Here is a 22,862-nt window from a genome sequence, read left to right on the forward strand (position 1 = left end):
CGATCCGGGCCAGCGTCCAGCCCAGATCCCGCCCGTGCTGGATCGAGATCCGCTCATCCAAGCTCAACCGGCGCCCAAGCCCGCCAGGACGGTCCGGATCCGGCACCACCCGCAAGCTGTTACCGCCCCGACCTGACTTCAACAGTCCCATCCCGGCAGCCTGGACCCACCACTCACGGACCGTCGCGAACGACACCCCGCACACCCTGAACGCCTGCAACATCGGCATCCCCGACGCCACAGCATCCAGCACTTCCCGCCGCTTGGACAACGGCCACGGATACCCAGACGGCATCACAATCCCCGATCAGTCGACGTTGCACTGACCGTATGAATCCGCCCGACTTATCGACCAGCAGATTGCGGTTCGGCGCTCCACCTGACGTTTGGGTTGCGGTTCGGCGCTGATGGGCGCCCACATCGACCCGCAGGTTGCGGTTCGGCGCGAGGCGGGCTTGCGCGAGCACCATCACCGCTGCCGCCCATGGTCCGCCCGGGACTCTTTCGACGCCAGACTGTGCGGGTGACCTTCGAGCACGACTTGGCGCAGACCAAGCCACAAGCAGCCGCACCGGGCAGCGGCGGCCGCTTCGGCGCGGTGGACGTGCAGTACCTGGACGACGGCGGGGCGCGGGCCGCACTGGTCGTCGCCACGGACCCCGTCTTCACCACGCTCGTCGAGGAACGCACGATGCTCGTGGACCAGGTGGCCGAGTATCAACCCGGCCGGTTCTACGAGCGTGAGCTGCCGGCGCTGGAGCGGGTCCTGTCCGGCGCCGCACCCCTTGACCTGCTGATCGTCGACGGATACGTGGACCTCGACCCCGCCGGGCGACCCGGGCTGGGCGCCCACGTCGCAGGCGCCGGGCTCGCGCCGATCGTGCTCGGCGTCGCCAAGACCCGGTTCCAGGCCGCGACGCACGCCGCCGAGGTGCTGCGCGGGCAGTCCGCCCGGCCGCTGTACGTCACCGCATCGGGCATGACGCTGGACGCCGCAGCGAACCTCGTACGCGAGATGGCCGGCGACGCACGGTTCCCGGACGCCCTGCGCCGGGTGGACCGGCTGGCGCGTGGCGCCGCGCCGGACGACCCCTCGCCCGGCTGAGCGGCACCGGACGCACGGTCCACCGGCTCACGGCTGGAGGAACATCCAGCGGTGCCCCTCCACGTCCTCCGCCCGGTACAACCGGCCGTACGGGGCGTCCTCGATCTCGGAGAGCAGTCCGGCACCGGCTGCCTGCGCACGGGCGAAGTGGGCGTCGACGTCGGTCACGTGGACCAGCACGCCGTCGATCACCCAGGGCGTCGACAACCAGGCGTCCGCCGCGGTGCAGTGCTTGCGGTGCACCGCCGGGCCTTCGTAGGACGCCAGCTCGGACAGCATCAGACGCCCGCCCCCGGCGTCGAGCTCGCCGTGGGAGAGGTGGCCGTCGTCGTCCAGCCAGCGTTCCGCCTCGGTGAAGCCGAAGGCTTCGATGAGCCAGTCCATGGCGGTGACACCATCCTGGTAGGACAGCATGGGGATCACCGCGGGTTCGGAAACAGCTGTGGGCTCGGGCATGACCAGACCTCCTCGTTCTCGAACAACTGTACGAGCGGTTCGAGGATCTGTCGAGTCTGTCCGCCTACACGATCTGGAAACCGAACAGCTCCACGGCCCACGGGTCCAGCCGGCCGGCCGACGGCCCGCCGTCGGCCGCACCCTCGCCGCTGAACCCGAAGAGCTCCTGCAGCGCCTGGTCCCCCAGGACCAGCGGGTGGAACGGGAACGGATAGCCGGCCCCGGCCGGCGCCGGGTGCTTGCCCGCCCAGAACGGCTCCTCGAAGGCGAGCCGCTCCCCGGTGTCCTCGAGGACGCCGTCGTCGGGAGACAGGCTCAGCGAGCGCACGAGCGCCCCGTCCCGCCACATCGCGAAGGCGAACCAGTCCACCGCGCTGTGCATCGCGTGCAGGTACAGGGTGCGGCCCATGCTCGCCCCGACCAGGTGTGCGGGGAGCTGCGACGGCCGGTCCAGCATGAGCGCCTGGTCGCACAGGACGTCCACCTCAGGAGTCGACAGCGCGCACGCCCGGCCCTCCGGCGGGAACACCGCGTCACCGAGCTCCCACGGTTCCTCCCCGTCCGGGCGGATCCGTGCGGGCGGCCACAGCAGGCCGAGCAGCTCGGCGGCGCCCGCCTCGTCCGCGAACTCCGCCGCTTCGGTCAGCCCTGCCGCCACGTCCCCGTCCGTGTACACCAGCATCGCGGTCTTGGCACTCATCTTGTCTCCCACCCTCGGCTGCTGCTCCTGCCCTCGGCACCCGCCCCGACACCGCACACGAGAGTACGGGCACGCACCGACACCGCCACCGGACGCTGGAGAGCGCGGGTGGCAGCGCTCGCTCCGGGCCCGCACACGGCAGACTGGGCACATGCGCATCTACGTGCCCGCCACGCTCGACGAGCTCGACGCCGTCACCCACACCTCCGGCGCCGCCCGCTGGACCGTCGCACCGCGCCGTGCGCACGCCGTCACGAAGGACCTCGAGGCCGCCCTGCCCGACGATGACGCCGAGGCCCTCGAGTACGTCGCCGCGCTGAACGCCGCGGACGACTCCCTCGCGCTCATCGCCGGCCGCCCCGACGCCCCGCACCAGCGCGTGGTCATCACGGTGGAGGTGCCCGACACCGCGGTGGGCCCGGCGAGGGACGGTACCCCCGGCGGCGCGGACGACGACGAGCCGGTCGGCTCGGAGGTCGAGGTCACCAGCACCGTCGAGGACGTGGTGATCGTCTGCGTGCACGTCGACGAGACGGAGGCAGCCGCCGACATCGCGGACGTGCTCGCGGCCGCGGACGAGGAGAGCGATGCCGAGTCGACGGCGGACGTCGGCGAGGAGTCGGAGACCGCCCTCGACGCCGCGCTGCAGCGCGTCACCGACCGGGACCTGCTCTGGTACGACTGGAGCGAGATCAAGGACATCCCGCGGGGCTGACGCGTCTCGGCGGGCCCGCGCCGGGGTTCGGTCAGGTCAGGTAGTCGAGCGCTTCCTTGTGCAGCTTCCCGTTCGTCGCGACCGCGTTGCCGCCCCACGGGCCGGGCGCGCCGTCGAGCGAGGTGAAGGTGCCACCCGCCTCGGTGACGATCGGCACCAGTGCGGCCATGTCGTACACCTCGAGCTCTGGCTCGGCCGCGATGTCGACGGCGCCGTCGGCCACCAGCATGTAGGACCAGAAGTCGCCGTACCCCCGGGTGCGGGCGCAGGCGCGGGTCAGGTCGAGGAAGCCGTCGAGCGACCCGCGCTCCTCCCAGCCGCCGAGGGACGCGTAGCTGAACGACGCGTCGGCGACCCGGGACACCCCGGACACGGACATGCGCGCGGCAGCCGCGAGCGACTTGCCCGTCCACGCCCCCGAGCCCTTCGCCGCCCACCAGCGCCGGCCCAGCGCCGGCGCGCTGACCAGGCCGACCACGACCTCGTCGCCGTCGGCCAGGGCGATCAGCGTGGCCCACACGGGGACGCCACGGACGAAGTTCTTGGTGCCGTCGATCGGGTCGACGATCCAGCGCCGTGCACCGCTGCCGGCGGAGCCGTACTCCTCCCCGACGATCGCGTCGCGCGTGCGGGCGCGGGCGAGCTGGCCGCGGATGAAGTCCTCGGCGGCGCGGTCGGCGTCGGTCACCGGCGTCAGGTCGGGCTTGGTCTCGACCTTGAGGTCGAGCGCCTTGAAGCGCGACATGGTGATCGAATCGACCTGGTCGGCGATCACGTGCGCCAGACGGAGGTCGTCGGCGTAGTTGTCCTTCGTCATGGCGGCCACGGGCACAACCTAGCGCCGGATGTCACTTTTCCGTCGCCGACCCGCGCCGGGCGGGCGGATCGTTACCCAGGAGGCTCCCGATGCAGCCCTCTCACACGGCGGCGGGCACGAGCTCCCTGACCCGGTCGGCGAGCCCCCTGAACCCCGCCCGGGCCGGGGAGGTGGGCGCGCACTCCGCGAGCACCCGGCCGGCCAGCAGCGCCGCGTCGAGGCCTGCCGGATCGTCGGGGACGATGTGCACGTCGTCGACCCCCGCGTACCGGGCGAGCGCATCGCGGATCTGGGACTCGGCACGCCGCCCGATCGCGGAGTCGCGCACCCGGTTGACCACCACCAGGCGCGCCGCCGGCACGGGTACCGCCGCGTCACGCAGGTCCTCCAGGCCCCGCACCAGGCGCTGCAGGCCCACCGCGTCCGCGCCGCCGACGACGACCACGAGATCCGCGGCCTGCAGCGCACTCAGGGTCGCGCCGTTGCGCTGCGGTGCGCGCGTGTCGTACATCAGCAGCTCGTCGGCCTCGAGGACCGGGCCGCAGTCGACGACGGTCCACGCCGCGAGCTCGCGGCACCGCTGGAACACCACGTCGAGCGAGGTAGCGGGCAGCTCGGGCCAGCGCGACGCACGAGTGATACCCGTGAGCACCCGCACCCCTGGCAGCACCACCGGGCCGTACCCGGCGAGCGTCACGACGTCCAGCACCCCCTGTCCGGCAGCACGCGCGGCGGCGGCGAGCCCCGGTGCGTCGTCGAGCAGGCCGAGGCGGGAGGTCACGGACGCCGCGTACGTGTCGGCGTCGGCCAGCACGACCGTGCCCGGCCCGTGGGGCGGTGCGGCGTGGTGCGACCGCCGCAGCAGGCTCGAGCGGCGTCGCTCCACGGCGCCCACCCCCGCGAGAGCAGCGGCGAGCTCGATGGCGGTGGTGGTCCGGCCGGGCGACCCGGCAGGACCCCACACGGCGACGAGCGTTCCCGGCCGGCCCTCGTGGCCGGGCGCCAGGACGGCGGGCGGAGCGACCTCCGGTGCGTCACCGCGCACGGCGGCGACGAGGTTCTCCGCGTCCCCCTCGACCACCACCACGTCGCACCCCAGCCCGGCGAGCCGCTCTGCGGACGTCGCAGGGTCCTCGATCGCGACCACCCGCAGGCCCGCGCCGCGCAGCCGCGCCACCGCGTCCCGGTCCAGGCCGGGCAGGTCCCCCGAGACGACGGCGGCCGTCCCGGCTCCGGCCTCGGCTGCCGCCAGGAGCTCTGTCAGCTCCGCGCACCGTCGGGCCACGGTCACCTGCGGCTGCGCGCCGAGCACGGTGACGGCCGCCGCCTCCTCCTCCGGCGCGCGCACCGCAACCAGCACGGTGACCATCCGCTCCTCGCTCATCGGACCTTGCCCGCCACCGGCACGACGGCGACGGTGCCCGCGTCCGAGAGGGCGGTCAGCACGGTCGGGAGCGAGCCGGTCGGTACGAGCACGTGGAGCGTGACGGTACCGTCCACGACGATCGCGCCCTCCTCCGCGGCGACCTGCTCGACGACCACGCTCTGTGCGAGCGTGCTCGGCTCCGGCTTGCCCGACCTGCCGCCGGCCCCGCCGGGAGTCACCGGCGCGTCGGGCACGAACCACAGGTCCACCACCGCGCCGGCACGGATCCGGTCCGAGAGGCCGGACCTGACCGGCACCGCGACGGACCTGACGTCGGCGTCGGCGCCGAGCGCCGTGAGCGGGACCAGCTCGCCGTCGTCCACCACGCGGAGCAGCACCAGGTCCTCGGGCAGCGGCTCGTCCGCGGGGAGATAGCTGCCCGCGCCGGCACCGAGCCGCACATCCACCGCACGGAGCGCGTCAGCGGTGAGGGGCGCACCCGGCGTCAGGGCACCGTCCGCGACGAGCACCGGGACGGTGCGGCCCGCCGCCGACACCACCCAGGACCCGAGCGCCACGGAGAGTGCGACGATGACGACGCCGATCAGGAGCCGCGGGTCGCGCCAGCTGGGGCGACGCAGCCGGGCGACCGCGGGCTCGGGGAGACCCTGACCGAGGCTGGGGGGCGCCGGCGCCGCCGGGGCATACGTCATGTCGGTCCTTCCGTGTACTTTCGTGGACTTTGGGTAGACCTTCGCGTACAAGTTGAACGTCGATCTGGACGTAATGGTGCGCAGCCCAGGCAGAGCGCCGGAACCATAGTGATCGAACACCGCCGATCCGGCATCAGATAAACACTTCGTGTGGATAACCCCCTCATGTCGGTGTCTCGTGCCACACTGTTCCCATGGAAAAGCGCTTTCTCTCTCTGGCCGATGTGGTCGAGACCCTGAACATCTCGATGGCTCAGGGCTATGCCCTGGTTCGGACCGGCGACCTTCCCGCCATCCAGGTGGGCCCCAAGAAGGTCTGGCGCGTCGAGGCCGCGGAGCTCGAGTCGTACATCGAGCGCATGTACGCAAAGAGCCGCGAGCGACTCAAGGGCTCGGCGACCACGGACGCCTGAAAGCCCTCAGCTACACACCGACGGGACCGGCGCACTCCATGTGGAGTGCCGGTCCCGTTCTCCTTTTACGACATTTCCAACGGTTTCAGGGTGCCTCGCTCACCACCAGCAGGGCAGAGAACGGAACCAGCCGTGATCCGCGATCATCGAGCACATCGATGTCCAGATGATCCCTGCCGACCCGCGCGATGCGGCCCCCCACCGTGCCGCTCAGCGTGCGCACGGTGACCCGAGCGCGGTCCCGCTGCAGCGCCCGAAGCACCGGGCCCAGCCCGAGCGCATCCCGCCGCGACGTCGCCTGCGCCGCCTGACGACCCAGCCCGTGCACGCCGGCTATCGCAGGCAGCGGTACGAGGTGCTGGCTCGCCGGTCCGGGCCGGACCCCCTGCACCAGCGCCCACTCGTCCGCCACCTCCCGCACCGTGCCGCGCAGGTGAGCACCGGCCAGCAGCTCCAGCGTGACCACGGCGCCGACGACGGCGCGGAAGCGGTCCGCGAGCGTCATCGTCGCGTGCTCGGCGCGCGTCATCTCGGACACGAGCGCGTCCGCCTCGGCTGCTGACTGGGCACGAGCCTGCGCCTCGAGATCCCCGAACAGTGCCTCCCAGCGCGTGGGACCGGCCGAGTGCATGGATGCCATGGGGCCACCCTCCGCTATCCACAACCATCCCGCTTCCGGTAGACACCCCGACCGCACCGAGGTTGAATATCGAGCACCGGACGCCATCAAAAGTCATCAAAATTGGTGGACCGCTCCTTCTTGTCCGGAACTCACCATCGCAGGGGGAACCATGTCGAACCACGCCCTCACTCAGGCATCGCCGGCGTACGATGCCGAAAATTGTCAGCCGGACCATGGAGAGTCACCGCCGGCGACCGGGTCGGCGCGGCATCGCGCGGACGCTGAGGGGACTGACGGCGCAGGAAGCACTGTGCGCGCCCTGACCGGTCTGCTGGCCCTCGCCGGCATGCTCGTCGCAGCGTCGGGCGCGCTCGGCGTGCGCACCTGGCACGTCGGCTCGGGCCTCGGCCCGGCGCTCTTCCCGATCGAGGACATCGTCGAGCTCGCGGCGGTGGCCGGTGGCACGGTGGTCGCGGGCTGGTCGGGACTGCATGCGCTCGTGGCACTCGGCTGTGTCATAGCGGACCGGCGCGGTCGGTGCTGGGCAGCGGGCGAACGGGCCGTCGCACGGCACGCACCGGCAGTGGTGCGCCGACTCGCCCGCGCCGCTGCGGGCGCGGGGCTGGGACTCGCCCTCGCCACGCCGACTGCGATGGCCCTGCCGGACCGTGGCGCTGGTGCGATCACCTCCGCGGGAGACGGCTCGGTCGTCGTGCTCGACCTGGGCTGGCAGCCCACGGACCTGGTGGCAGACCAGGACACCGCCGCCGGCAGAGAGCCGGACCGGTCTGCCACGCCGAGGCCTCGCCCGGCACCCGAACGGTCGGCACTGGTCAACCGCGGCCTGCGCACCGGGACCGTGCGCGAGCCGCTGGTCGTGGTCGAGCCGGGCGACACGCTCTGGGCGATCGCCGCCGAGCGTCTCGCCGACGAGCGCACCGGCGCCGAGCGAACCGGTACGAACCCGTCCGACGCCGCGATCGCCGAGGCCGTCACTCGGTGGCACGACGCCAACCGTCAGGTGCTGGGCACGGACCCCGACCTGATCAGCCCTGGCACGGTGCTGCGCCAGCCGTGACGGACCCGCCCTGCCCGACCCCGAAGCCCGCCCCCTCCAGCCCTCGCACGCACGACTCCCAGGAGAGCCCGCATGACCACCCTCGACGTCTCGCCCGACGCCCCGCCCGACGCCGCACCCCTCCGCCGCCCCACCACACCGGCCCGGGAAGTGCCGAGCCCCGTACCGGAAAGCCCTGCGACGGTGGCCCCGGCAGCAGCAGCGCGGGCGGCGGCAGCGCCGGCTGCAACGGCCCCATCGGTGCGAGCCACCGCGCCGGTCCAGCCAGTGCCGGCCCGCCGCCCCGCCACGCCACGGATCGGGCCGGTCACCGGGCCCGGGATCGGCCGACGGCTACGCCGCATGCGGATCGGCGGCACGCCGTACCTCGAGCTGCAGAACGCGGCCGCCGCCCTCGAGGCCGTGGGCGGACGCCCCGCTCCCGAACCCGACCCCACCCTGCCCGACCCCACCGCGCAGGTGTGCCGGGTGGTCCGCGCCGCGGTGGAGGTGCTCCGCGGCGAGCGGCCGGCGGCCCAGCTCGCGCGCTGGGTCACCCCGCAGGTCTACGACCAGCTCCTGGAGCGGGGCCGGCTCATGCGGGAGGTGCGACAGAGCCGGACGCCGCGACCCAAGGCGCACGCGGCGACGGTGCGCCGCGTGCGGATGGTCCGGCTGGGCGCGTCGTCCGCCGAGGCGACGGTGATCCTCCACGACGAGGGCCGGGTGCGGGCTGCTGCCGTGCGGCTGGAGGCTCGGCGAGGCGTCTGGCGCGTGGCGGTCCTCGAGATCGGCTGAGCCCGCCCGGCCGGCGACGAGCCTCTGCGGAGCGCGGTCAGACCCACTCGACGAGCAGGTCCGCCTCGGCCCGAGTCGCCGCTATGCGGTCGGCGTTGCGCTGGTCGGTGCCGCCGGCCCAACCCTCGGCGTCGGGCAGCGACCTGCCGAACGACCGGTGCCTGGCCACGAGGCGCCGCAGGCGCTCACGATCGGGCAGGTCGACGTACCAGACCTCGGCCATTCGGGAGCGGGCGGCCGGCCAGGCGCCGCCGGGCGAGAGGAGGTAGTTGCCCTCCGTGATCACCAGGGGCACGTCGGCCACGGCGATGCCCGCGGCGATCGGCTCCTCGATCTCCCGCCGGAACTCCGGCGCGTAGACGGGCGGGCCGCCGGGGACCTGGTCCGCGAGCCGATCGATCAGAGCGGCGTACCCGGCGTCGTCGAACGTGTCGATGGCTCCCTTGCGGTCGCGGCTGCCGCGCGCCTCCAGGACGGCGTTGGACAGGTGGAAGCCGTCCATGCCGACGACCACGGCGGTGCCGTGGCCCAGGCCGTCGACAAGAGCGGCTGCCAGCGTCGACTTGCCCGCCCCGGGCGGGCCTGTGATCCCCAGGACGCGGGTCTCGCTCGCCAGAAAGGCTTCGGCGACGAGCTCCGTCGCCCGCTCGACGAGCTCGGCGGTGGTCAGGCGCACGACAGGTTCTCCAGCCAGGTGCGCGGACCGATGTACTGCACGCGGAGCGACGCGACCCGCACCGCCTCGTCGACGGCGGCCTCCAGCCCGGCGCCCTGCGCGAGCGCCACGACCAGTGCGCCGTGGAACGCGTCGCCGGCGCCGAGCGTGTCGCGAACGTCGACGGCCGGCACGTCGCTGGTCCCGCGCCGGCCGTCCCCGTCGCACCAGGTCACCTGTTCGGCGCCGTGGGTGGCGACGGTGGCACGGGATCGGGGGACGCCGGCAGGGGCCCGGAAGTCCGCGGACCGCGCGGTGACGTCGGCCTCCCCCATGAGGTCGGCGAAGACGGGGCGCCACCGGCCCGCATCGAGGACGATCAGCGGGCGGGGCTCCAGTGCGCTCGCGTAGGCGAGGACGCTCCGTGCCAGGTCGGGGTGGTGCCCGTCGAGCAGGACCACGTCGGGTCGGGGCAGGGTGTCGAGCTCGGCCGGCGTGACGTCGAGCCCGTCGGCGAGCGTGGCGTCGGGCGAGACCACCGACCGGTCGCCGGTCTCGTCGTCGACCAGCACCGCCGAGACCGCCAGCGGGATCTCGCGGCCCGCAGCGGTGTCGTGGATCTCGACCCCGTGCCGCTCCAGGTCGCCGCGTGCGGCCGCCCCGACGGGACCCGACCCCATGGCGCTGATCAGCAGAGCTCGTGCTCCGAGCGTCGCGGCGGTGACCGCCGCGTTGGCGGCGGGGCCGCCCGCTGAGACGTCCTGGCGGACGGCGGTGATCTTCTGGTTCGGCCCCGGTCGAACGGCGCTGCGGTGGATCACATCGAGCGTCGTAAGACCAGCAAACCAGCAGGTCACTGGCGGTTTTTGGTGAGATTCGGGAGGAGCTTCCGGCATGTGCAGAGGTTACCTGTGAAACCGCGTGTCAGTGACCCTGCGTACCGTTCTTGTATGACCACTTCCGGGCCGACGACGCCCCCGACAGAGTCGTCGACGACATGGCGTGACCTTCTCCTCGACCAGCTCGGCTTCTACTGGGACTTCCATCTCTGGCCACGCCTGGAGGGCCTCACGGACGCGGAGTATCTCTGGGAGCCTGCCTCACCGGCCTGGAGCGTGCGCCCAGGGCCTGACGGCGAGCCACGGCTCGAGCACGAAGTGCCCGAGCCGGAGATACCGCCGGTCACCACCATCGCATGGCGCATGGTCCATGTCGGCCGGGACGTGTTCGGCCGACGCGCCAGGGCCCTGTTCGGGCCAACGGACGCGCCGGCCGATGCCGACATGTTCGACGCGCGGCACTGGCGCCAGGCACCGGTCACCGCAGAGGGCGGCCTTGCGATGCTCCAGGAGGGCTACCGGTCCTGGCGGGCCGGTATCGCCGCCCTGGACGACGAGTCCTTGCTGCGCCCGATCGGCTCCAAGGGCCTGGCGTACGCCGAGTTCCCGATGGCCGCGCTCGTGACGCACCTCAGCCGCGAGGCCATGGCGCACGGCGGCGAGATCTGCCTGCTGCGCGATCTGTACCGCGCTCAGGCCTTTCCGTCCGGGTTGGCCGGCTCCGCGTAGGCCCGCTCCGCGTAGACACGGAGCACGTCACGCACGAACGTAGCCCCCTCGGTGCCGCCGTAGTTCGCGGCGAACCGCTCGTCGGCCACGTACAGGTCGGCCAGGCCCAGCAGGTAGCCGCGGTCGGGTCGCCCCTCCTCGTGGCCGGGCGTGCCCGGGACGGAGACGAGCCACGCCGCGTGCCGGGCGGCAACCGCCTGCGCCTCGTCCGAGGCCGGGTCCAGCCCGGCCTCCGCCGCGTCGGTCCAGGCCTTGATCAGCGCCTCGAGCCTCGCCTTCCATTCTCGCTGGCCGTCCTCGCCGAGGCCTCGCCACCACGCGTCGCCCGTCTGGTACGCGTCGCGGCCCCAGCGCTCGGTGACCTCCTCCTCGTACTGCGTGTGATCGAATCCGTCGAGCATGTCCTTCGCCATGATGTCCTCCTTCTCCTCGGGATCGTTCTCCAGGGCTGCGATGGTCCGTTCGACCGACGCGACCTGCCGCGCCAGCCGGCTCTCCTCGGCCCGTAACGAGGTGAGGTGGCTCCGCAGGGCCGTCGCCTCGTCCTGGCCGCTGTCGAGCACCTCGGCGATGTCGGCGAGGCCGAGCCCGAGGTCACGGAGCAGCAGGATCCGCTGCAGCCGCACCAGTGCGGTGCGGTCGTAGCGGCGCGGGCCGCTCGCCGTCGTACGGCCGGCGGGCAGCAGCCCGACGGCGTCGTAGTGGCGCAGGGTCCGGCTCGTGACACCGGTCAGCCGTGCGATCTCCTGGATGGACCATTGCATGACCATCACGGTAGAGATTGACGCCGCGTCAACTTCAACCCCTTCCCGAGACGAAGTTTCGTGCCCGTCGGAGACAGCCTGTGGATAAGTCCGCCGCCCCGGGCCAGGAGCCGATACTGGCTACATGACCTCATCAAGCGATATCATTCCGGATCAAGCGCTGACCGACGAGGCTGCGCTGCTCGCCTTCGCGAGGTTCCTGCACGACGGCGTCACACCACGCCGCCGCACGCTGTGGTTCGTGATGCTGGACCGCGAGCGCCGTCCGCTGCCGGTGATCGTGCCGGTCGACCACGTGCCGGACGAGCCCGATCCGCTCCTGGTGGGCAACCTGGGCCAGGCCTGGCACGAGATCTTGCAGGACGAGCCGGGCGCGTCGGTCCTCCTGATGCTCGAGCGGCCCGGCCCGGCGGCCGGATCCTTCGACGACCTCGCGTGGCGTGCGGCACTCCACACGGCCACCGCCGGGCACGGGCTCACGCTCGCCGCGTTCTTCCTCGCGACGGCGGACGGCGTCCGCCCCCTCACGCCAGACTGACGCGAGGCCCGGTGCCTCGCGCCGGGCGGACGCGAGACCCGGCGCCGCGCGCCCGCCTCTGCCCCGGTCAGTCGCGCAGCAGCTTCCACTCCTCGTCGGTGAACAGCCGCGAGCGGATGAGGAACCGCACGCCCTCGGGCGCCTCCACGCTGAAGCCGGCGCCACGGCCGGGGACCACGTCGATGGTGAGGTGCGTGTGCTTCCAGTACTCGAACTGGTTGCGGCTCATCCAGACCGGGACGGTGAACGAGGCGTCGTCGGCCGCGACGGCGAGGTCCCCGAGGTGGATGTCGGCGTCCCCGGTGATGAAGTCGCCGTCGGGGTAGCACATGGGCGAGGAGCCGTCGCAGCACCCGCCGGACTGGTGGAACATCAGCTCGCCGTGCTTGGCCCGCAGCCGTGCGAGCAACGCGGCGGCGGAATCGGTCACGGCGACCCGTGCGGGTGGTGCGCCGGCCGCTGGGGCCGACAAGACGTCGTCGGACATCGGACCTCCTCGTATCAGTCGCTGTTGTCAGACGTACGGGTCACCCGGGTGACCTGTACGTCTGACCCCCCGGGGCTGCGGAGCCTAGAAGAAGCCCTGCTTGCCCTGCGCGTAGCTCACCAGCAGGTTCTTGGTCTGCTGGTAGTGGTCGAGCATCATCTTGTGGTTCTCGCGCCCTACGCCCGACCCCTTGTAGCCGCCGAACGCCGCGGCCGCCGGGTAGGCGTGGTAGCAGTTGGTCCACACGCGGCCGGCCTCGATCGCGCGCCCTGCGCGGTAGGCGTCCGCGCCGGAGCGGGTCCAGACGCCCGCGCCGAGCCCGTAGAGGGTGTCGTTGGCGACCTTGATGGCATCGTCGAAGTCGGCGAACTCGGTGACCGCGACCACGGGCCCGAAGATCTCCTCCTGGAAGATCCGCATGGAGTTCTTGCCCTCGAAGATCGTGGGCGTCACGTAGTACCCGCCCGCGAGGTCGCCCTCCATCTCGGCCCGGTACCCGCCGGTGAGCACCTTGGCGCCCTCCGCCTTGCCGATGTCGAAGTAGCTGAGGATCTTCTCCAGCTGGTCGTTGCTCGCCTGCGCCCCGATCATCGTGTCGGTGTCCAGCGGGTTGCCCTGCAGAACGGCCTCGGTGCGCGCGACGGCGTCGGCCAGGAAGGACTGGTAGATGTCCGCCTGGATGAGCGCACGCGACGGGCACGTGCACACCTCCCCCTGGTTGAGGGCGAACATCGTGAAGCCCTCCAGCGCCTTGTCGTAGAACTCGTCGTTCGCCGCCGCGACGTCGCTGAAGAAGATGTTCGGCGACTTGCCGCCCAGCTCCAGGGTGACCGGGATGATGTTCTGCGACGCGTACTGCATGATCAGGCGGCCGGTCGTGGTCTCGCCGGTGAACGCGATCTTGCGGATCCGGGGCGAGCTCGCCAGCGGCTTGCCCGCCTCCGCGCCGAACCCGTTGACCACGTTCAGGACGCCCGGCGGGATCAGGTCCGCGATGAGCTCCATGAGGTACAGGATCGACGTCGGCGTCTGCTCGGCCGGCTTGAGCACCACCGCGTTGCCGGCAGCGAGCGCCGGCGCCAGCTTCCACACGGCCATGAGGATCGGGAAGTTCCACGGGATGATCTGCCCGACCACGCCCAGCGGCTCATGGAAGTGGTAGGCGATCGTGTCGCCGTCGATCTCGCTGATCGAGCCCTCCTGCGCTCGGATCGCACCCGCGAAGTAGCGAAAGTGGTCGATCGCCAGCGGCAGGTCGGCGGCGAGCGTCTCGCGCACCGGCTTGCCGTTCTCCCAGGTCTCTGCGACGGCCAGCTCCTCGAGGTGCTCCTCCATGCGGTCGGCGATCTTGTTCAGGACCCGCGCGCGCTCCGTGACCGACGTCCGCCCCCACGCGTGCGCGGCGCCGTGCGCGGCGTCGAGGGCCCGGTCGATGTCGTCGGCGTCGCCGCGCGCGACCTCCGTGAAGGTCCGCCCGTTCACGGGGCTGGGGTTCTCGAAGTACTGGCCGTTCGCGGGCGGAACGTACTCGCCCCCGATCCAGTGGTCGTACCGGGGCCGAAAGCTGGCGATGGCACCTTCGGTACCTGGGGCTGCGTACACGGTCATGGTCTGCCTCCTCGCAGGTTCTCGTGCCCGCCGTCGGCTGCCCGACGGCGGAGCCACGCCCCGGGTGCAGCGGCGCACCCGGGTGGGGCGAGGTTAGGCAGCCGGGCGTTGCATCGGGGTTGCAACCCGACCGTGACCTCGACGCGGCAAGGGGGACCGGCGACGGAACAGATGGAAGCAGAGGGCAGAACGCCGGTCCGAGGAAGCACGCCGACCACGACGAGAGGCCACCCCATGACATCCGCAGCCCACCGGACCACCCCCTGCGCACGCCCTGCGCGGCGGCGGGCAGTACCGCTCGCGGCCCTGCTGGCGGCGACGCTGGCGCTCGCAGGCTGCACCGCCGACGGCGGCGTGACGGAGACCGCCGCCGACGGGGCGAACCTCGCGATCCCGGCACCCGAGGCGCTGGGCGACCTGCCGGTCCCTGTGCTGCCCGGACCGGTACCGCCTGGCCCTGAACCGACCGGCTCGAACGAGGAGTACGACGACTCCCCCGAGACGCCGTTCCAGGACGTCGCCACCAGCCCGCTGTCCACGTTCTCGGCCGACGTCGACACGGCGTCGTACTCGAACCTGCGCCGCCAGGTGCATCAGGGCGTCGTGCCGGAGGGCGTGCGGATCGAGGAGCTCGTCAACTACTTCGACTACGACTACCCGGCGCCCGACCCGGCCGCCGGGCACCCGTTCTCGGTGTCGGCCCAGGTGGCGGCGGCGCCGTGGAACCCGGACCACCAGCTCGCGATGGTCGGTGTGCAGGCGACGGAGGCTCTGCCGACGTCGGAGGGCAACAACATCGTCTTCCTGCTCGACGTGTCCGGGTCGATGGACGAGCCGAACAAGCTGCCGCTGCTCGCCGAGTCGTTCGCGCTGCTCGTGGAGCAGCTCTCCGAGGACGACCGGGTGTCGATCGTGACGTACGCGGGTGACAACCAGGTGGTCGCGGACTCCGTGCCCGGCTCGGAGCACGGGGTGCTGGTGGACCACCTGCGGTCGCTGCGGGCCGGCGGGTCCACGGGCGGCGCGGACGGCCTGCGGACGGCGTACGAGCTGGCCGAGAAGAACTTCGTCGAGGGCGGCAACAACCGGGTGGTCCTGGCGACCGACGGCGACTTCAACGTCGGCCCGTCCAGCCCGGAGGAGCTCACCGAGCTGATCGAGGCCGAGCGCGAGTCGGGGGTCTACGTCTCGGTGCTGGGCTTCGGCATGTACAACCTGAAGGACGACACGATGGAGGCCATCGCCGACCACGGGAACGGCAACTACGCCTACATCGACACCCTGGCCGAGGCACGCAAGGTCCTCGTGGACGAGTTCGGCTCCACCATGTTCGTGGTCGCCAAGGACCTGAAGCTGCAGGTGGAGCTCAACCCCGCCACCGTCGGCTCCTACCGGCTGATCGGGTACGACAACCGGCGCCTGGCGGACGAGGACTTCGACGACGACGCCAAGGACGCGGGCGACGTCGGTGCCGGGCACTCCGTGACGGCGTTCTACGAGCTGGTTCCGGCCGGCTCGGACCCCGACGGCACCGGCGTCCAGGACGGTGGCGACCTGAAGTACATCGACCGAGAGGTGGGCACCAGCGACGACTTCATGACGGTGCACCTGCGCTACAAGACACCGGAGGGCCCCGACCCTGCTTCGAGCACCGAGGTCGCGTTTCCCGTGGGCGCTGACGCGTTCACGGCTGCCCCGACGGCCGACTTCGCCTTCGCGTCCGCCGTCGCCGAGCTCGGGCTGATCGCCACGGGCTCGGAGTACCGGGCCGGCGCGAGCCTCGACGCGGTGCGGGAGCGAGCGACGAGCGCCCTGGGTGCTGACCCGTACGGGCTGCGGGCGGAGTTCGTCGACCTCGTCGAGGTCTACCGCGGTCTGGCGTGATCTTTACTTCGCGGCGGAGGCGCAGCGCCGCAAGGAACGCTCAAAGCATTGATCTGATCGAAAAGTCAGAAGAACGCGAGCCGTGCGAACCCCGGCAATTCCTGGAAAAGGGTTTCGGCGCCTGGAAAGTGACGGACTTTCACGCCGCCGTCAAATGCCGGCGCAATGCGTCAAGAACCTGCGTTGGACGTGAGCACGGTCCGGTCGCCGACCGGGTCCCGGGTGTCCAGGACGCGCTGCGCGCCCTGCGACTGCTGGACCATGTCGACGGCGACGCGCAGGTCCTCGGTGGCCCAGTCCAGTGAGTTCTCGATGTGCGCCGCCTGGGCAAGGAGGGTGCGAGCCTGCGTCACGGACGACGGCGGTGCATCCGTGACGCGCTGCGCGGCGGCCGTCCGGGCATCGGCGAGCGCCTCGGCGAGGACGTCGCGCGTTGCCGGGTCCGCGACCTGGCCGTTCGAGTGCTCGTAGACGCGCTCGGCCGTGTCCAGGACGGCGACGAGGTCGTGCGAACGGGCCGAGGTGGTGCTGACCTGGGTGTCGATCTGGGAGTTGAGGGTCACGAGGTGGCTCGTCTCGTCGGCCCGGACCGAGGCCGACCAGAGTGCGACGGCGACGACGACGCCGGTGACGATCGCGGCACCGAAGGTCCAGCGCCGGCGCCCGCGGGCGCCGGCAAGATCAGCGAGCGGCGGCTCATCGGAGTCGAGCGGCGGCAGGTCGACCGCGCCGAGCCCGGGCAGCCGGACCGGTCTGTCGCCCGGCGGTTCGTCCGATCCGGAGAGGCCAGGTTCCGGCTTGGTCAAAGCGATGGTGTTCAACTCTTCCCCCAAAGAGAGATCCCATGAAAACAAAGTGTCGGGCTCGTGGCCCAATACCAACCGATGTAATGACGCTAGGACTAGTTCTAGCGTCTCGCGCGCCGAGGCCGTAATACATCCGTGATCTGTGGGAAACCGGCTCGATGCGGTGGATAACTTGGGGATCGCGGTGGACAACCTGTTGATGACCTTGATCCGGTGCCTACACTTGCCTGGTTCGACGACGACGTCGGAACCAGGTCAGGGGCAGCATGACGCAGGTGCCACACCGGGACGCGCAGTGGGTACGCGCGGCATACGAGAGCTTCGTCGGTTCCGCCGGCTCGCAGGAGCCCGCCGGGATCGACCCGGTCGTCGCGGCCTCCTGGCGGCGGAGCCTGCGCAACGGCGTGGACCCGGACCACCCGGGCGCTGTGGCCGTCGCGGCGTCGGACGACCTGGACGACTACCGCCGCGACCATCCCCTGGCCGTCGCGATGCCCCTCGTGCGCGACCTGGTGGGCGGCGCGACGGGTGACGGCCTGGTGGTCGCGGTGTCGGACGACGTCGGACGCCTCCTCTGGATCGAGGGCCGCGGCCCGGTCCGCTCCGCGGTGGACCACGTGGGTTTCGTCGAGGGCGCGGTGTGGCGCGAGGAGTCCGTCGGCACCAACGCACCCGGCACCGCCCTGGCCACCCGGCGCCCGGTCCAGGTGCTCGGGGCCGAACACTTCGTGCGGCCGGTCCAGCAGCTCAGCTGTACGGCGGCGCCGGTGCACGACCCGGCCGGCGGGATCGTCGGCGTCCTCGACCTCACCGGCGGCAGTGCCGCCGGTTCCCACGTCGCCCTCGCCCTGGTCCGGGCCACTGTCGCGATGGTCGAGCGCGAGCTCGCCGCCCGGGCCGCCCGGCTACGGGGGCCCGACGGCGGAGACCCTGCCTGGGCGCGCGAGCTAGCCCCCGACCTCGGTGCGGCGGGTGCTGCGGCCGAACCCGTTCCCGACCTCCGGCTGCTCGGCGCGCCGGCCCTCCGCGGGCGGCGGCTCTCGCTGCGGCACGCCGAGATCCTGCTGCTGCTCGCCGAGCATCCCCGCGGGCTCAGCGCGGAGGAGCTCGCCGTGCTGCTGCACCCCGGCGACCTGTCGCTCGTCGCGGTACGCGCCGAGATCTCCCGCCTGCGCCGGGTGACCGACGGCGTCCTGGACGGCCCGCTGCTCGCCGGCGCCCGCCCGTACCGCCTCGCCCGCGCACTGCGGTCCGACACCGACACGGTGCGGTCCCGGCTCCGCCGCGGCGACGTACGCGGCGCGCTCGCGGCCTACCCGGAGCCACTGCTGCGCCGGTCGGTCGCGCCGGGGGTCGAACGGCTGCGCGAGGAGCTCGAGGCCGAGGTCCGCGAGGCGGTGCACGCCTGCGGCGACGCGGCCGCCGTCGAGCAGTGGACCGCACGGAGCGAGGGCGCTGACGACCACGCGGCCTGGGCGCGCCTGGCCCGGCTGGCACCGGCAGGCGGGCCGCAGGCGGCGCGAGCGTCGGCGCACCTGGGCGTGCTGGAGCGGCGGTTGGCCTGAACGGCCGTGAGCGGGATCTTTTCGGTACGGCCGCGTGTTCTACTCTCGTCAGCACGTGCTCTACGAGGAGGCCCCATGCCCGCGCCCATCGACCCGTCGGACAAGATCGCGCAGTACGCCCACCCGGAACGACTCGTGAGCACCGCCTGGCTCGCCGACCACCTGAAGGACCCGGGGGTCGTCGTGGTCGAGTCCGACGAGGACGTCCTGCTCTACGAGACGGGGCACATCCCGGGCGCCATAAAGGTCGACTGGCACACCGAGCTGCAGCACCCGCAGATGCGCGACTACCTGGACGGCGCGGCGTTCGCCGAGCTCATGGGCAGCAAGGGCATCACGCGCGACACGACGATCATCGTCTACGGGGACAAGAACAACTGGTGGGCCGCGTACACGGCCTGGGTGTTCACCCTGTTCGGGCACACGGACGTGCGCCTGCTCGACGGCGGTCGCGGGCTGTGGAGCGCTGAGGGCCGCGAGCTCACCACCGACGTCCCTGCACCCGCCCCGGTCGAGTACCCCACGATCGCTCGCGACGACACCACGATCCGCGCCTTCCGCGAGGACGTGCTGCAGCACCTCGGCACAGGCCCGCTCGTCGACATCCGCTCCCCGCAGGAGTACACGGGCGAGCGCATCGCCATCCCGGACTACCCCGAGGAGGGCGTGCTGCGCGGCGGCCACATCCCCACGGCACGCAACGTCCCGTGGGCGACGGCGGTCGCGGAGGACGGCACGTACAAGACGCGCGAGGATCTTGAGGCGATCTACACGGCCGACCTGGGCATGAGCGTGGACGACGCCGTGATCACCTACTGCCGCATCGGCGAGCGCTCCAGCCACACCTGGTTCGCGCTCACCTATCTGCTCGGCTACACCGACGTGCGCAACTACGACGGTTCCTGGACCGAGTGGGGCAACGCCGTCCGCGTCCCCGTGGCGACGGGCAGCGAACCGGGCACGGTCTGACAGGTCAGGCCCGGTCACGGCTCAGGCGCGGCCGAACTCCTTACGGAGCTCGTCCTTGGCACGCTCGAGCACCTCGCGCTGGTCCGCGTCGAGCTCCTTGCCCGCGCGGTTCACGTAGAACGTGAGCATCGACATCGCCGAGCGGTACGGGGAGCTCTTGCGCCGGTCGCTCGACTCAGCGGATCGCTTGAGCGACCTGGCGATCCGCGCGGGGTCGTCCCACGTGAAGACGCCGTCTTCCAGGTCAAGGGCGTCGCTGCCTTCGGTGACGTCCTGGGACCAGCGCTCGCCGTCCTCGCCAGGCCGCTCGCCCGACCGCTTCTTCTCGGCCATGCATCAACCCTACGACGCCGCCCGGTCGCTCGCTCGAGCCCTGCGCGCGGTGGGAGGATGAACAGATGAGCACCAACGACGTCGACCTGCCCGAGGCCCTCGCCGAGCTGCGGGACGCCTTCCTGGAGACGCCCGAGAAGGACCGGCTCCTCCTGCTGCTGGAGGTCTCCCGCGAGCTTCCGCCGCTGCCCGCCAGGTACGCGGACGCGCCGGAACGGCTGGAGCGCGTGCAGGAGTGCCAGTCCCCCGTCTACGCCTTCGCCGAGGTGGACGACGCCGGGGTGGTCGCCTTCCACGCGAGCGCACCGGAAGAGGCGCCCACCACGCGCGGCTTCGCGTCGATCCTCGCGCAGGGCCTGACCGGGCTCACCGCGCAGCAGGTGCTGGACGTGCCAGAGGACTACCCGCTCCAGCTCGGCCTCACCAAGGTGGTCAGCCTGCTGCGGCTCAACGGCATGGCGGGCATGCTGACCCGCGCCAAGCGCCAGGTCCGCGAGCAGCTGGCGGCCGCACAGGTCTAGAACCGGCTACCCAGTGATTGGGCCCGAAACGGTGCGACTCTTTGGGCCCAATCACTAGGTAGAAGCGCGCATCTGGGCATCACCACCCCGCGCGCAGCCGCTCCCGCAGCCACGGGATGCAGGCCTCCGCCTGGATCCGCTGGAACGCGCGCAGGTGCGGGATGCCGGGCGGCGGGTCCAGCAGCGAGCCGCGGGCGAGGTAGGCGGTCAGGACCGCCACCCAGACGGTGACCGCCTCCGGGTCGACGTCCGCCGGGAGGGGCGTCCGCTGCAGGACCTCCCCCGGGGCCGGCCCACCGCCCGCGTGCACCGCCGGGAGCATGCCGGTCTGGTCCAGGAACTGCGCACCCCGCATGGCGTGGGGCCAGTCGACGGCGACCGCTTCCTCCCCGCCGTCGGCCCGCCGGACGACGAGCGCGTTGTCGGCGCGCAGGTCTCCGTGCACCAGGTGCGGGCCGGCGAACGCCTCGGCCTGACGCTCCGGCGCGGCAGTCCCTGCGATCAGGTCGAGGTTCTCCGCCAGCCAGGGGTCGTAGGTCGCCAGACCCGTCGGGCGCTCGTCGGCCAGCAGGGCGGCCTCTGGCCAGGTGTGGTCGGCGAACGCGGGGAACGCCCCGCAGTCCGGCACCTCGTGCTGGGCGATGCTGCGAGCGAGGCGCTGCAGCCGGTCGAGGTCGGCCAGGTCCCACGGCTCGGTCCGGGGCTCCCGCCCGCTGACGACGTCGGACGCGATGACCACCCATGCCGGATCCCCTCCCTCGGCGTCAGGCAGCTCAAGGATCCAGCGGAAGGCGGGCGCGGGGACGCCGTCGGGCAGCGCCGCCGTGCGCACCGCCTCCTGACGATGCAGGCGCGCGGCGACCGCGTGCTCGGTCGAGGCGACCTTCACGAAGATCCTGCCCGTGGCGGACTCCAGGGTCAGCGCCCACCCGGGCGAGTAGCCGCCGTCGTGCGACGTCCATCCCGTGACCGGGCCGCCCAGCCTGCCGACGACGGCATCGCGCACGTGCGCGGGGAGGTCCGGCCAGGTGGGTCGCACGCGAGTCATGCCGCGATCATGCCAACCGTCCGCAGGGCGTGACGAGAGGAATTCGGGCCTCGTCGGTGGCTACGGTGCCGTGAGAAGATATGGGCACGCATGACGGGAAGAATCCGCCGTGACCACGGGCCTGGTCCGGCACCTTCGATCCTGTTCAGGAGTACGTCATGTCTGTGGTCCGCTGGTCCGAGGACGGGACACCCCACTCCGCCCGCTGGCACTCCGAGAACGCCGCCCCCGCACCAGCCCGCGTCGTGGTCGTCGACGACCGCACCACCGCCAAGGCCGCCTACCGCATGGCTCGGAGCGGCGCGGGTCTCCTGTGGCGCGGCGACTTCCACAACGCCAGGCAGCTCCTGCGTGCCATGGACCGGTTGCACGGCCGCTCCCGCTCCGCCGCGCTCAGCAAGGGCGCGGCAGGCGACGGCACCGCCACCCTCTTCCACAGCCATCGTGCTGGGCGCGCGGAACGAGCCCGGCTGCTCGGGAGCCTGCTGGTCGTGCTCGAGCCCGACCACACCCTGCGGCTGGGCCGGGCGCCCGACGTCCGCGCGGCCTGCGACCACGCTTACGGCACGGCCGACACCGACGCTGCCGACGGCGACGCCGATACCGGCGGGACGTGCATAGCGCTCACCGAGCTCGTCGGCGTGCTCAGCGCGTACCAGTGGCACCAGCAGGGCGTCGAGATCGACGCCCTGGGCGCGCGTGTCCATCCCGCGTACGGCGTCTTCTCTCCCGTGCGCGGCGAGTACGTCGACCTCGTCGCACAGACTCCGTTCCCTGGCGACGATGCACCGGCGGTCGTCTTCGACCTCGGCACGGGTACGGGGGTGCTCGCCGCTGTCCTGGCCCGCCGCGGAGCCGGCCGGGTCGTCGCCACCGACATCAATCCCCGAGCGGTGGCCTGCGCCCGCGAGAACATGCAGCGGCTCGGGCTGACGGACCGGGTACAGGCCGCCGAGGTCGACCTGTGGCCGAGCGGGCGCGCCGACCTGATCGTGTGCAACCCGCCGTGGCTGCCCGCGCGTCCGACCTCCGCCCTGGAGCTCGGGATCTACGATGCCGGCTCCGACGTGCTCCACCGGTTCGTCGACGGGCTCGCCGACCACCTCGCTCCGGCCGGCGAGGGCTGGCTCGTCCTCTCCGACCTCGCCGAGCACCTCGGGCTGCGCACCCGCGACGAGCTCCTCGGCCGCATCGACGCCGCGGGTCTCCGGGTCACCGGCCGCCACGACACCGCTCCGCGGCACCCCCGAGCCACAGACGCCGCGGACGCCCTGCACGACGCCCGGCGGCGCGAGGTCACCTCGCTGTGGCGGCTCGCGCGGGACTCCTGACCTGGACGGTCGCCCTGCTCACC

The 22,862-nt window shown here is 72.3% G+C and carries 27 protein-coding genes; 12 read left to right on the forward strand and 15 right to left on the reverse strand.

The annotated features are described in order from the left end of the window. A partial coding sequence (locus APR04_RS06035) for a hypothetical protein (RefSeq protein WP_253868513.1) occupies positions 1–196 on the reverse strand: 196 nt, incomplete at its 3' end. Positions 197–523: 327 nt separating this feature from the next. On the opposite strand from APR04_RS06035, the gene APR04_RS06040 reads away from it, so the two are divergent. After that, positions 524–1,105 carry an endonuclease V gene (locus tag APR04_RS06040; RefSeq protein ID WP_253868514.1) on the forward strand — a complete coding sequence of 194 codons (582 nt, stop codon included), beginning with the start codon at positions 524–526 and terminating at the stop codon, positions 1,103–1,105. Between the two features lie 27 nt (positions 1,106–1,132). Here APR04_RS06040 and APR04_RS06045 read toward each other — a convergent pair whose 3' ends face one another. Then, entirely contained in the window at positions 1,133–1,561 is a 429-nt protein-coding gene (locus APR04_RS06045) for a VOC family protein (protein ID WP_253868515.1), read from the reverse strand. 64 nt (positions 1,562–1,625) lie between these two features. Further along, the gene (locus APR04_RS06050) at positions 1,626–2,261 is read right to left on the reverse strand and encodes a DUF6928 family protein (RefSeq protein ID WP_253868516.1); all 636 of its coding nucleotides are present in this window, start codon (positions 2,259–2,261) and stop codon (positions 1,626–1,628) included. A gap of 151 nt (positions 2,262–2,412) precedes the next feature. Here APR04_RS06050 and APR04_RS06055 point away from each other — a divergent pair, with 151 nt between their 5' ends. Further along, positions 2,413–2,976, forward strand: a complete 564-nt coding sequence (locus APR04_RS06055; protein WP_253868517.1) for a DUF6912 family protein — start codon at positions 2,413–2,415, stop codon at positions 2,974–2,976. Positions 2,977–3,007: 31 nt separating this feature from the next. Here APR04_RS06055 and hisN read toward each other — a convergent pair whose 3' ends face one another. The 3 genes from hisN to APR04_RS06070 form a co-directional block, all read right to left on the reverse strand. Beyond that, complete coding sequence (hisN, locus tag APR04_RS06060; protein WP_253869257.1) at positions 3,008–3,793, reverse strand: histidinol-phosphatase; 786 nt, start codon at positions 3,791–3,793, stop codon at positions 3,008–3,010. 100 nt (positions 3,794–3,893) lie between these two features. Next, the gene (locus APR04_RS06065; protein ID WP_253868518.1) at positions 3,894–5,177 is read right to left on the reverse strand and encodes a CpaE/TadZ family protein; all 1,284 of its coding nucleotides are present in this window, start codon (positions 5,175–5,177) and stop codon (positions 3,894–3,896) included. Beyond that, complete coding sequence (locus tag APR04_RS06070; RefSeq protein ID WP_253868519.1) at positions 5,174–5,872, reverse strand: CpaB family protein; 699 nt, start codon at positions 5,870–5,872, stop codon at positions 5,174–5,176. Before APR04_RS06070 ends, APR04_RS06065 begins: the two co-directional genes overlap by 4 nt. A 194-nt stretch (positions 5,873–6,066) precedes the next feature. Between APR04_RS06070 and APR04_RS06075 the strand changes: the two genes are divergently transcribed. Then, entirely contained in the window at positions 6,067–6,285 is a 219-nt protein-coding gene (locus APR04_RS06075) for a helix-turn-helix transcriptional regulator (RefSeq protein WP_253868520.1), read from the forward strand. Between the two features lie 85 nt (positions 6,286–6,370). Here APR04_RS06075 and APR04_RS06080 read toward each other — a convergent pair whose 3' ends face one another. Next, the gene (locus APR04_RS06080) at positions 6,371–6,925 is read right to left on the reverse strand and encodes a hypothetical protein (protein WP_253868521.1); all 555 of its coding nucleotides are present in this window, start codon (positions 6,923–6,925) and stop codon (positions 6,371–6,373) included. Between the two features lie 292 nt (positions 6,926–7,217). Between APR04_RS06080 and APR04_RS06085 the strand changes: the two genes are divergently transcribed. Then, complete coding sequence (locus APR04_RS06085; protein WP_253868522.1) at positions 7,218–7,985, forward strand: hypothetical protein; 768 nt, start codon at positions 7,218–7,220, stop codon at positions 7,983–7,985. Positions 7,986–8,057: 72 nt separating this feature from the next. Beyond that, a complete protein-coding gene (locus APR04_RS06090; RefSeq protein WP_253868523.1) occupies positions 8,058–8,762 on the forward strand; it encodes an Rv3235 family protein in 705 nt (234 codons plus the stop codon). A gap of 37 nt (positions 8,763–8,799) precedes the next feature. On the opposite strand, the gene APR04_RS06095 is transcribed toward APR04_RS06090, so the two are convergent. Both APR04_RS06095 and APR04_RS06100 read right to left on the reverse strand, forming a co-directional pair. Further along, positions 8,800–9,438 carry a nucleoside/nucleotide kinase family protein gene (locus APR04_RS06095; RefSeq protein WP_253868524.1) on the reverse strand — a complete coding sequence of 213 codons (639 nt, stop codon included), beginning with the start codon at positions 9,436–9,438 and terminating at the stop codon, positions 8,800–8,802. Next, positions 9,429–10,313 carry a PfkB family carbohydrate kinase gene (locus APR04_RS06100; RefSeq protein WP_301312192.1) on the reverse strand — a complete coding sequence of 295 codons (885 nt, stop codon included), beginning with the start codon at positions 10,311–10,313 and terminating at the stop codon, positions 9,429–9,431. Before APR04_RS06100 ends, APR04_RS06095 begins: the two co-directional genes overlap by 10 nt. A gap of 54 nt (positions 10,314–10,367) precedes the next feature. Here APR04_RS06100 and APR04_RS06105 point away from each other — a divergent pair, with 54 nt between their 5' ends. Next, positions 10,368–10,985, forward strand: coding sequence for a DinB family protein (locus APR04_RS06105; RefSeq protein ID WP_253868526.1), 618 nt, complete (start codon positions 10,368–10,370; stop codon positions 10,983–10,985). On the opposite strand, the gene APR04_RS06110 is transcribed toward APR04_RS06105, so the two are convergent. Then, positions 10,949–11,749, reverse strand: a complete 801-nt coding sequence (locus tag APR04_RS06110; RefSeq protein WP_253868527.1) for a MerR family transcriptional regulator — start codon at positions 11,747–11,749, stop codon at positions 10,949–10,951. The genes APR04_RS06105 and APR04_RS06110 overlap by 37 nt on opposite strands. Before the next feature lie 124 nt (positions 11,750–11,873). Between APR04_RS06110 and APR04_RS06115 the strand changes: the two genes are divergently transcribed. Beyond that, on the forward strand, positions 11,874–12,287 hold the full coding sequence (locus APR04_RS06115) for a hypothetical protein (protein ID WP_253868528.1): 414 nt from the start codon (positions 11,874–11,876) through the stop codon (positions 12,285–12,287). 67 nt (positions 12,288–12,354) lie between these two features. Here APR04_RS06115 and APR04_RS06120 read toward each other — a convergent pair whose 3' ends face one another. Together APR04_RS06120 and exaC are read right to left on the reverse strand one after the other, a co-directional pair. After that, complete coding sequence (locus APR04_RS06120) at positions 12,355–12,774, reverse strand: DUF779 domain-containing protein (protein WP_253868529.1); 420 nt, start codon at positions 12,772–12,774, stop codon at positions 12,355–12,357. Between the two features lie 84 nt (positions 12,775–12,858). After that, entirely contained in the window at positions 12,859–14,382 is a 1,524-nt protein-coding gene (gene exaC / locus APR04_RS06125) for an acetaldehyde dehydrogenase ExaC (protein ID WP_253868530.1), read from the reverse strand. 234 nt (positions 14,383–14,616) lie between these two features. Between exaC and APR04_RS06130 the strand changes: the two genes are divergently transcribed. Further along, positions 14,617–16,266 carry a vWA domain-containing protein gene (locus APR04_RS06130; protein WP_253868531.1) on the forward strand — a complete coding sequence of 550 codons (1,650 nt, stop codon included), beginning with the start codon at positions 14,617–14,619 and terminating at the stop codon, positions 16,264–16,266. A 170-nt stretch (positions 16,267–16,436) separates the two neighbouring features. On the opposite strand, the gene APR04_RS06135 is transcribed toward APR04_RS06130, so the two are convergent. After that, complete coding sequence (locus tag APR04_RS06135; RefSeq protein ID WP_253868532.1) at positions 16,437–17,087, reverse strand: hypothetical protein; 651 nt, start codon at positions 17,085–17,087, stop codon at positions 16,437–16,439. Positions 17,088–17,338: 251 nt separating this feature from the next. On the opposite strand from APR04_RS06135, the gene APR04_RS06140 reads away from it, so the two are divergent. Together APR04_RS06140 and APR04_RS06145 are read left to right on the forward strand one after the other, a co-directional pair. After that, positions 17,339–18,637 carry a sigma-54-dependent transcriptional regulator family protein gene (locus APR04_RS06140; protein ID WP_253868533.1) on the forward strand — a complete coding sequence of 433 codons (1,299 nt, stop codon included), beginning with the start codon at positions 17,339–17,341 and terminating at the stop codon, positions 18,635–18,637. Positions 18,638–18,712: 75 nt separating this feature from the next. Beyond that, entirely contained in the window at positions 18,713–19,606 is an 894-nt protein-coding gene (locus tag APR04_RS06145) for a sulfurtransferase (RefSeq protein ID WP_253868534.1), read from the forward strand. A gap of 21 nt (positions 19,607–19,627) precedes the next feature. Here the strand turns inward: APR04_RS06145 and APR04_RS06150 are convergent, their stop codons facing one another. After that, on the reverse strand, positions 19,628–19,939 hold the full coding sequence (locus APR04_RS06150; RefSeq protein WP_253868535.1) for a DUF3175 domain-containing protein: 312 nt from the start codon (positions 19,937–19,939) through the stop codon (positions 19,628–19,630). Positions 19,940–20,004: 65 nt separating this feature from the next. Between APR04_RS06150 and APR04_RS06155 the strand changes: the two genes are divergently transcribed. Beyond that, positions 20,005–20,460, forward strand: a complete 456-nt coding sequence (locus tag APR04_RS06155; protein WP_253868536.1) for a SufE family protein — start codon at positions 20,005–20,007, stop codon at positions 20,458–20,460. 79 nt (positions 20,461–20,539) lie between these two features. Here the strand turns inward: APR04_RS06155 and APR04_RS06160 are convergent, their stop codons facing one another. Beyond that, positions 20,540–21,508: a phosphotransferase family protein gene (locus APR04_RS06160; RefSeq protein ID WP_253868537.1), complete on the reverse strand. Its 969-nt coding sequence runs from the start codon at positions 21,506–21,508 to the stop codon at positions 20,540–20,542. 158 nt (positions 21,509–21,666) lie between these two features. Here APR04_RS06160 and APR04_RS06165 point away from each other — a divergent pair, with 158 nt between their 5' ends. After that, complete coding sequence (locus tag APR04_RS06165; RefSeq protein ID WP_253868538.1) at positions 21,667–22,839, forward strand: methyltransferase; 1,173 nt, start codon at positions 21,667–21,669, stop codon at positions 22,837–22,839. Positions 22,840–22,862: the final 23 nt, after the last annotated feature.

The sequence above is a fragment of the Promicromonospora umidemergens genome (assembly GCF_024171995.1).
GTDB classification, from domain to species: domain Bacteria; phylum Actinomycetota; class Actinomycetes; order Actinomycetales; family Cellulomonadaceae; genus Promicromonospora; species Promicromonospora umidemergens.

Coding starts and splice junctions, on each gene's coding strand:
- APR04_RS06045 (WP_253868515.1), bottom strand. CDS start 1,561: ATGCCCGAGCCCACAGCTGTTTCCGAACCCGCGGTGATCCCCATGCTG.
- APR04_RS06050 (WP_253868516.1), bottom strand. CDS start 2,261: ATGAGTGCCAAGACCGCGATGCTGGTGTACACGGACGGGGACGTGGCG.
- APR04_RS06055 (WP_253868517.1), top strand. CDS start 2,413: ATGCGCATCTACGTGCCCGCCACGCTCGACGAGCTCGACGCCGTCACC.
- hisN (WP_253869257.1), bottom strand. CDS start 3,793: ATGACGAAGGACAACTACGCCGACGACCTCCGTCTGGCGCACGTGATC.
- APR04_RS06065 (WP_253868518.1), bottom strand. CDS start 5,177: ATGAGCGAGGAGCGGATGGTCACCGTGCTGGTTGCGGTGCGCGCGCCG.
- APR04_RS06070 (WP_253868519.1), bottom strand. CDS start 5,872: ATGACGTATGCCCCGGCGGCGCCGGCGCCCCCCAGCCTCGGTCAGGGT.
- APR04_RS06075 (WP_253868520.1), top strand. CDS start 6,067: ATGGAAAAGCGCTTTCTCTCTCTGGCCGATGTGGTCGAGACCCTGAAC.
- APR04_RS06080 (WP_253868521.1), bottom strand. CDS start 6,925: ATGGCATCCATGCACTCGGCCGGTCCCACGCGCTGGGAGGCACTGTTC.
- APR04_RS06090 (WP_253868523.1), top strand. CDS start 8,058: ATGACCACCCTCGACGTCTCGCCCGACGCCCCGCCCGACGCCGCACCC.
- APR04_RS06100 (WP_301312192.1), bottom strand. CDS start 10,313: ATGCCGGAAGCTCCTCCCGAATCTCACCAAAAACCGCCAGTGACCTGC.
- APR04_RS06105 (WP_253868526.1), top strand. CDS start 10,368: ATGACCACTTCCGGGCCGACGACGCCCCCGACAGAGTCGTCGACGACA.
- APR04_RS06110 (WP_253868527.1), bottom strand. CDS start 11,749: ATGCAATGGTCCATCCAGGAGATCGCACGGCTGACCGGTGTCACGAGC.
- APR04_RS06115 (WP_253868528.1), top strand. CDS start 11,874: ATGACCTCATCAAGCGATATCATTCCGGATCAAGCGCTGACCGACGAG.
- APR04_RS06120 (WP_253868529.1), bottom strand. CDS start 12,774: ATGTCCGACGACGTCTTGTCGGCCCCAGCGGCCGGCGCACCACCCGCA.
- exaC (WP_253868530.1), bottom strand. CDS start 14,382: ATGACCGTGTACGCAGCCCCAGGTACCGAAGGTGCCATCGCCAGCTTT.
- APR04_RS06130 (WP_253868531.1), top strand. CDS start 14,617: ATGACATCCGCAGCCCACCGGACCACCCCCTGCGCACGCCCTGCGCGG.
- APR04_RS06140 (WP_253868533.1), top strand. CDS start 17,339: ATGACGCAGGTGCCACACCGGGACGCGCAGTGGGTACGCGCGGCATAC.
- APR04_RS06145 (WP_253868534.1), top strand. CDS start 18,713: ATGCCCGCGCCCATCGACCCGTCGGACAAGATCGCGCAGTACGCCCAC.
- APR04_RS06150 (WP_253868535.1), bottom strand. CDS start 19,939: ATGGCCGAGAAGAAGCGGTCGGGCGAGCGGCCTGGCGAGGACGGCGAG.
- APR04_RS06155 (WP_253868536.1), top strand. CDS start 20,005: ATGAGCACCAACGACGTCGACCTGCCCGAGGCCCTCGCCGAGCTGCGG.
- APR04_RS06160 (WP_253868537.1), bottom strand. CDS start 21,508: ATGACTCGCGTGCGACCCACCTGGCCGGACCTCCCCGCGCACGTGCGC.
- APR04_RS06165 (WP_253868538.1), top strand. CDS start 21,667: ATGTCTGTGGTCCGCTGGTCCGAGGACGGGACACCCCACTCCGCCCGC.